Origin of the sequence: Streptomyces sp. NPDC002054 (genome assembly GCF_040296685.1) — a bacterium.
In the GTDB taxonomy this organism is placed as follows: Bacteria; Actinomycetota; Actinomycetes; order Streptomycetales; family Streptomycetaceae; genus Streptomyces.
The window spans coordinates 40,313-47,890 of sequence record NZ_JBEOXT010000051.1 but is presented as its reverse complement, the minus strand read 5'-3'; the positions used below and the strand labels follow the sequence as shown (position 1 = coordinate 47,890).

6 protein-coding genes and 1 pseudogene are annotated in these 7,578 nt (G+C 70.8%); 4 read left to right on the top strand and 3 right to left on the bottom strand.

Annotated elements, in window-relative coordinates; genetic code table 11:
- Positions 1-266 precede the first annotated feature (266 nt).
- The 3 genes and pseudogenes from ABT123_RS33635 to ABT123_RS33625 form a co-directional block, all read right to left on the bottom strand.
- Positions 267-975, bottom strand: a pseudogene (locus tag ABT123_RS33635) (DUF2637 domain-containing protein); the annotation flags it as partial.
- Between the two features lie 67 nt (positions 976-1,042).
- Positions 1,043-1,792 (bottom strand): DUF3558 family protein, encoded by a 750-nt coding sequence (locus tag ABT123_RS33630; protein ID WP_351321706.1) that lies wholly within the window; start codon positions 1,790-1,792, stop codon positions 1,043-1,045.
- 98 nt (positions 1,793-1,890) lie between these two features.
- The gene (locus ABT123_RS33625; RefSeq protein ID WP_351321704.1) at positions 1,891-2,751 is read right to left on the bottom strand and encodes a DUF3558 domain-containing protein; all 861 of its coding nucleotides are present in this window, start codon (positions 2,749-2,751) and stop codon (positions 1,891-1,893) included.
- Between the two features lie 172 nt (positions 2,752-2,923).
- Between ABT123_RS33625 and ABT123_RS33620 the strand changes: the two genes are divergently transcribed.
- The 4 genes from ABT123_RS33620 (at position 2,924) to ABT123_RS33605 (ending at position 7,515) form a co-directional block, all read left to right on the top strand.
- Positions 2,924-4,117 (top strand): RtcB family protein, encoded by a 1,194-nt coding sequence (locus tag ABT123_RS33620; RefSeq protein WP_351321702.1) that lies wholly within the window; start codon positions 2,924-2,926, stop codon positions 4,115-4,117.
- Positions 4,118-4,220: 103 nt separating this feature from the next.
- Entirely contained in the window at positions 4,221-5,144 is a 924-nt protein-coding gene (locus ABT123_RS33615) for an RICIN domain-containing protein (RefSeq protein WP_351321700.1), read from the top strand.
- Positions 5,141-6,598 (top strand): gluconokinase, GntK/IdnK-type, encoded by a 1,458-nt coding sequence (locus ABT123_RS33610; RefSeq protein WP_351321698.1) that lies wholly within the window; start codon positions 5,141-5,143, stop codon positions 6,596-6,598. Before ABT123_RS33615 ends, ABT123_RS33610 begins: the two co-directional genes overlap by 4 nt.
- Positions 6,595-7,515 carry a cyclase family protein gene (locus ABT123_RS33605; protein WP_502971139.1) on the top strand — a complete coding sequence of 307 codons (921 nt, stop codon included), beginning with the start codon at positions 6,595-6,597 and terminating at the stop codon, positions 7,513-7,515. The genes ABT123_RS33610 and ABT123_RS33605 overlap by 4 nt, the downstream gene beginning before the upstream one ends.
- Positions 7,516-7,578 lie beyond the last annotated feature (63 nt).

Sequence of the window (7,578 nt, the reverse complement as noted above, 5' to 3'; positions counted from 1 at the left end):
ACATGGGTCCCATCACCCTGGTGGAGTTCCTCCGGAACGCGGACAAGCTGGTGGCGGGCTGGCCGAGCCCGCGCCTGCGGCCTCGGCGGTTTGGCCTCCGGTCGGGTCTGCGCCGGCGGCCAGGGCTGCGACCTGCGCCCCGGCCTGACCGGTCGCGGCCAGGGCTGCGGCCTCGGCGGCCGTAACCCCGGCCGGGGTCCCGGTCGGCTGCTGGCCGGCTGCGGCCGGCAGGGCCGGGCCGTGGGTTTGGCCCGCTATGGCCTGGGCGGCCGGGGGGAGGAGGACCGGGTCGATGCCGGCTGCGGCCAGGCCGTCCGGGGCGGTCTGGGACAGGGGGACGCCGATTCGGGCCAGGCGGAGCGGCATCAGGGCTTCCACCGGGGCCTTGCGGCGCCAGGCGCGGCCGTAGCGGGCCTGCAGGCGGGCCTGGTAGATCAGCCGGTCCTGCTCCATGCCGACGGCCTGCTCGTAGGAGCGCAGCTCCCACAGCTTCATCCGCCGCCACAGCTTGAAGGTGGGGATCGGGGAGAGCAGCCAGCGGGTGATGCGGACGCCCTCCATGTGGCGGTCCGCGGTGATGTCCGCGATCCGGCCCACCGCGTGCCGGGCCGCCTCCACCGTCACCACGAACAGGATCGGGATCACCGCGTGCATGCCGACGCCCAGCGGGTCCGGCCAGGCCGCCGCACCGTTGAACGCGATCGTCGCCGCCGTCAGCAGCCACGCCGTCTGGCGCAGCAGCGGGAACGGGATGCGGATCCAGGTCAGGAGGAGATCGAGGGCGAGCAGCACACAGATGCCCGCGTCGATTCCGATCGGGAACACCAGCGAGAAGTCGCCGAAGCCCTTTTTCAGCGCGAGTTCGCGCACCGCGGAATACGAGCCCGCGAAGCCGATCGCCGCGATGACCACGGCTCCGGCCACCACGACGCCGATCAGTATTCGGTGCGTCCGAGTCAGCTGCATCGCGGCCACCCGCGATCCCCTCCCACTCCCACTATTCGAGCTCTGGCAGCCACAGCGTACGGGGGGTGGCCAGGAGTTACTGCTGCGGCTGCTGGTTCGCGGCGCCGACCGAGGCCACGGCCTCCTTCGCGGCGGTGATCGCACCCTCCATCAGCTTGGCCTGGTCGGGGGCCTTCGCGCCCTCGTAGGCGGCGCCGTTGTAGTCGAGGGTGAGCACGACGTTCTGGGTGCGGGCGACGATCGTCGTGTTGAAGGACTCCACGTCCTTCTTCACGCTGTACGTCACGCTGGTCGCCTGGTCGCCGACCCCGCCCGCGGGCTCCGCCTTGACGTTCTGGGCGCCTTCGGAGGCCTTTGCCGCCTCGACCTGCTTGGCCAGCTGCTCCTCGGCGCGCTTGTTGCCGCTGCCGAGGGAGGCGTGCGAGTCGTAGCGGACCAGGGAGACCGCCAGCCAGCGGTAGTCCGAGCCCTTCAGGCCGTCCTCGTCGAGGCCGTTCCAGGAGCAGCCGGCCCGGTTGGCCAGGTCGTTCGACTTGGTCGCGGTGCCGTTCTTGTCCTTGACCTCCGGAACCAGCGTCTCGATGGTCTTCGCCTGGACCACCTTGCAGGGGTCGGGCAGCTTGTCGAAGGCGGCCTTCTCCGGCTTGGCGGCCGAGGGCTGGGTGCTCGGCTGCGCAGAGGAAGCGGACGATTCGGACTTCTTCTTGCCGTCCTCGGAGCCCGAGCCCCCCTTGCCGGAATCGGACGAGCAGCCGGCCACGGTGAGGACCACCGGGACGGCTGCGCAGGCGAGAAGGCGGGTGAGGCGCGAGGCAGATCGGTGCATGATTCCTTCAAAGACTCGTCGGCGGGACCCGGCAACGGTAGCCCGATCGGCGGACGGCCTGCTGTGCGCGCCGTCACGCGGACCGGGTCCGGCCCCGCTCAGTCGCTGAACCGCTCGGCCAGGGCCTCCGCCAACTCCAGTGCGAGGTCCTGGTTTTCCTCGCTCGCGGGCACCGTGCCCGGGACCGAGGGCTGGACGCTGTAGTCGACCGTCACGACGACGTTCGAGGTGCGGAACACAATGCGCACCGTCCGGGACTGGGCGGTGGCGCCGGCCGCGCTGAGCCGGTCGTCCAGGAACGCCTCGTCGCCGAGGCTGTCCAGGACGCGGGAGCCGGGGGTGGCCGGCGGGCTGCCGTTCGGGCTGCTGCTCGGGCTGCCGCCGGTGCTCGGGGTGGGGGCCGGGGAGGCGGTCGGGGAAGTCGTACCGCCGGCTGCCGAGGGGGTGGGCGCCGTCGAGGGCGTCGAGGGCGCCGGCGGCGGGGAGGTGGCGGTGGTCGCGGCCGGCAGGCCGGCTCCGATGAGCTGGCGCTCGTAGACCCGGTGGGCTTTGTCGTCGTCGCTGTCCGCGGCGCGGTCGTAGGACACCACCCGCTCGAAGCCGACGTACAGCAGGTGGGTGGTGGCTCTGTCCTGAGCGTCCTGGGATTTCCAGCGGCAGCCGACGCGGCGGTCCCCGTCGTAGGAGGTGTCGGCGACCCCGGCGTAGAGCTGGTCCTTCTGTTCGGAGGTCAGCGCGGAGTCGACCGGCAGCATGGCCTTGAGGCGTTTGCCGTCGACGGCCTTGCAGGGCATCGGCAGGCTCCGGTACTTGCCGGGCGGGGCGGGCGCGGGGGCGGTGACGCCGCCCTTGGCGTCGCCGTCGCGGTCCCCGGTCCCGCTGCCGCCGGTGCACCCGGCCACCAGCGCGGTGGCCATCGCGATGCCCGGCAGGGCCAGCCGTACTGCCTTGCGCTGCACGTCCTGTGGCTCCCTCGGTCGGAAAATCCGTTGCCGCGGTGTGGCGGCGGCTGGACACAATGTCTACCGCACACGCTGGCGCTGACGCCGGTCCCCTGTCGCCTTTGGGGCCAAGAGCGAGGCTTTTTGCGTATTCAGACTTTTCTTTGGTTTACGGGGTAGTGGGGACGATATGTCATACGTAGAGGTGCCCGGGGCGAACGTCCCGATCCGGATGTGGACCGATCCGGCGTCGGTCGAGGACAGCGCCATGCAGCAGCTCCGCAATGCCGCCGGCCTCCCGTGGATCAAGGGACTCGCGGTCATGCCGGACGTCCACTACGGCAAGGGCGCGACGGTCGGCTCGGTGATCGCGATGAAGGATGCGGTCTGCCCGGCGGCGGTCGGCGTGGACATCGGCTGCGGCATGTCGGCGGTGAAGACCTCCCTGACGGCGAACGACCTGCCGGGGGACCTGTCGAAGCTGCGCTCCAAGATCGAGCAGGCGATTCCGGTGGGCACCGGGATGCACCGCGAGGCGCTGGACCCGGCCCGGCTGTACGGGCTCGGGCCGGCCGGGTTCGGGGACCTGTGGGAGCGCTTCGACTACCTCGCGGACGAGGTCAAGTTCCGGCACGAGCGGGCCACCAGGCAGCTGGGAACGCTGGGCAGCGGCAACCACTTCGTCGAGTTCTGCATCGACCAGGAGGGTTCGGTCTGGCTGATGCTGCACTCGGGGTCCCGGGGCATCGGCAACGAACTCGCCGCGCACCACATCGGCGTCGCCCGCGGGCTCTCCCACAACCAGGGCCTGGTCGACCGGGACCTGGCGGTGTTCCTCGCGGCCACCCCGGAGATGGACGCCTACCGCAACGACCTGTACTGGGCGCAGGAGTACGCCAAGTACAACCGCGCGGTGATGATGGCCCTGTTCAAGGAGGTCGTCCGGAGGGAGTTCCGGAAGGCCAAGGTCTCCTTCGACCGCGAGATCAGCTGCCACCACAACTACGTGGCGGAGGAGCGGTACGAGGGCATGGACCTGCTGGTCACCCGGAAGGGCGCGATCCGCGCGGGCAGCGGCGAGTACGGGATCATCCCGGGCTCGATGGGCACGGGCTCGTACATCGTGAAGGGACTCGGCAACGAGAAGTCCTTCAACTCCGCCTCGCACGGCGCGGGCCGGAAGATGAGCCGGACGGCGGCGAAGAAGCGGTTCTCGGCGCGGGACCTGGCCGAGCAGACGCGGGGCGTGGAGTGCCGCAAGGACGCGGGCGTGGTCGACGAGATCCCGGGCGCGTACAAGTCGATCGAGCAGGTCATCGACCAGCAGACGGACCTGGTGCAGGTGGTGGCCAAACTCAAGCAGGTCATCTGCGTGAAGGGCTGAGGCCGCGCCGCGCAGCTGCTTTCCGGTGGCGGTCGGCAGGGACCCCGCCCTACGGTGAAATCCGATGCACTTTTCCTGACATCCGAGGAGAGGGGCTACGGCAATGGTTGAACGCGACATACGGCGGCAGAGGATGGATGCCGCGGAGGTCTCGGCGGCAGTGGCGGAGGCGCTGGTTCCGGCGCCGCTGGCCACATCCCAGGTCACCAGCTGGCTGACCTGGGATTACGAACCCGTGGTCTCCGTCTACGGGGCCTCGACCCAGCCGGGGACCGCGCTCTGCATCTGGCCGAACAAGGATTCCGAGACTACGGACCAGGTTTCGGACCAGTATTGGAGCTATGCCAACGGCTATCTCACGAATGTAAACAGCGGACTGGTCGCGGAGATCCGCAACTCGGATCCGAGTGACCAAGCCATAGTCCAGATCAACAATCGTGTCCAGGGCGCCCTCAACCAGCAGTGGACGATCTGCGGCGACGGCTTCATCCGGAGTGTGATGAACGGGTACGCCCTCTCAGTCCAAGACAGCTCGGACAACCCCGGCACTCCCGTGGTCATGACCCAGCCCGTACTGCCCATCATCAAGGAACCGACCGCCGCCAACCAGGGTTGGTGGCAGGACTGGTTCAGCAACGGGTCATGCAACAACCTGGTGACGGTCGTCAACAACAACACGCCCTTCGACATGTTGATCCAGGGAACTCCTTCCACCGGAACGCACATGCTCTATCCCGCACCCGGGTCCCCCTCGCTGGACTTTCCACCCGGCGCGTACGTGGTGTTCATGTCGCATTACCACAGCGACAACGAAGTCAGCTTCGACATCTACGGAACGAACCCGAACTCCTCGGCGTCATTCGATGTCCATCAGCACCAATGCGGACTTGAAGCCGGAAACGTCTGGGTCGACAACGTCAACTTCCTGTACGGATTCTGGCTGACGCCGGCCGAATGCGTCGGGGGCAGCTGGGACGAATCGCTGCCCGGCACCATCCTCATCTCGCTGGAGTACAGCAGCCAATGAAACCGGCCGGGCTGCTGCTCCTGATCGGCGTGGCCGGGTCGGGCAAGACCACGGTGGCGCGGCTCCTCGCGGACCGGCTCGGCTGGCCCTGGCGGGACGCGGACGAGTTCCACTCCCCGGCGAACCACGCCAAAATGGCCGCCGGCCAGGCCCTCACGGACGCCGACCGGGAGCCGTGGCTGGATGCCATCGCCGCCTGGATGGACCGGGCGATCGAGGCGCAGCAGCCGGCCGTCGTCACCTGTTCCGCACTCAAGCGCGGCTACCGGGACCGGCTGCTGGCCGGCCGGCCCGGGGTGCGGCTGGTCTACCTGCACGGTTCCCCCGAGCTGATCCGCTCCCGGCTGGCCGCCCGGCAGGGCCACTTCTTCCCGCCGGGCCTGCTGGACAGCCAGTTCGCGGACCTGGAGGAACCGGAGCCGGACGAGCACCCCTGGGTGGTGGACATCGACCGGTCCCCGGAGGCCGTCGCCGATGCCGTGCTGTCTCTGCTGGCCGGAGACGCCGAGGAAGCCGCCGCGGCCCGGCCGGCCGTCGGGCCGACCGGCGAGCAGTGGCAGCTGCAGCACGGCGGGCAGCGTGCCGTCGTGGTCCAGCTGGGCGGAGCCCTGCGCCACTACGAGGCGGACGGCCGACCGGTGCTGGACGGCTTCGGCCCCGGCTCGCCCATCACCGGCGGGCGGGGGCAGCTCCTGGTCCCCTGGCCCAACCGGCTGGGGGACGGCCGCTACCGCTTCGACGGGCAGGACCTGCAACTCCCGCTGACCGAACCGGAGAAGCAGAACGCGATCCACGGGCTGCTCCGCTGGACCCCGTGGCAGCTGCTCGGCCGCACCGAGGACACGGTGCGGGTCGGCACCACGCTCCATCCCCAGCCGGGATACCCGTTCCTGCTGGAGGTTGCCGCCGAGTACCGGCTGGGGCCCGACGGGCTCGATGTCGCCGTCTCCGCCACCAACGCCGGCGCCGGGTCCGCTCCGTACGGGGTGGGCCAGCACCCGTACCTGACGGTCGGCACCGACCTGGTCGACACCGCGCTGCTGACCGTTCCCGCCCGGTACCGGCTGCGCACCGACGAACGGGGCATGCCGGCCGGGCAGGAGCCCGTGGACGGTACGGCGTACGACTTCCGCACCGCCTGCCCCATCGGCGACCTCGCCCTGGACACCGCCTTCACCGGGCTCGACCGGGATTCCGGCGGCCGGGCCGTGGTCCGGCTGGCGCACCCCTCCGGGCTGCGGGGGGTCGACCTGTGGCTCGGCGAAGGCACCCGGTACGTGCAGGTGTACACCGGCGACACGCTGGCCGAGCCCGGCCGGCGGCGCCGCGGTGTCGCCGTGGAGGCCATGTCCTGTCCGGCGGACGCCTTCCGCAGCGGCACCGATCTCACCGTCCTGGAGCCGGGCGCCGTCCACGTGCTCCGATGGGGCCTCACCCCCTGGAGATCCGCATGACCGGCCGGATGCCACAGGAAGAATTCAGGGAGCTCTACCGGCGCCTGCGCGAGGCGACGCGGACGGAGGACCCGCGCGGAGCGCTCCGGCACCTGACACCCGAGCGGATCGCGGCAGCCGCTGCGGAAGTGCGGCTCGGGCGCACGGTGTCCATGGCCGCGCCGATCGAGACCCTGCCGGGCCCGGACAACCCCGTTCCCGCCGCCCACCGGATGACCGGACCCGACCCCGACGACATCGGGGCGGACGGGCTGCACTTCGCCCTCGACCGCATCTCCATGAACGTGCACGGGGATGCGGACAGCCATCTCGACGCGCTCTGCCATGTGATGTTCGACGGGGAGCTGTACCAGGGGGTGCCCGCGAGCACCGTGACGGCCGAGGGCGCCCTGTCGCTCTCCGTGGACCTGGTCAGGGACGGCATCGTCGGCCGCGGGGTGCTGCTGGACATCCCACGGCTGCGCGGCGTGCCCTGGCTGGAGCCCGGCGACCATGTGACCCCGGCCGATCTGATCGCTGCCGAGGCCGCGCAAGGGGTTCGCGTCGGCCCCGGGGACCTGCTGATGATCCGGGTGGGGCACCGCCGCCGGCGCAGGGAACTCGGCGCGTGGGACGCGGCCCGGGCGCGGGCGGGCCTCCATCCGGCGGCCCTGGATTTCCTGGCCGAGCGCGAGGTCGCGGCCCTGGGCGGGGACGGCAACAACGACACCGCGCCCAGTGCGGTCGCGGGCGTCGCCTTCCCGGTCCATGTACTGGCCATGCACGCCATGGGCGTACACCTGATGGACTACCTGCAGTTCGAGGAGCTGGCCCCGGTCTGCGCCGCGGCGGGCCGCTGGAGCTTCCTGTGCACGGTCGCCCCGCTGCGGCTGCCCGGTGCCACGGGCTCCCCGGTGAACCCGATCGCCGTGCTGTGACCCGGTGACCCGCTGACACGCCGACCCGGTGACCCGGTGCCCGTCCGGTCGCCGATCACCGGG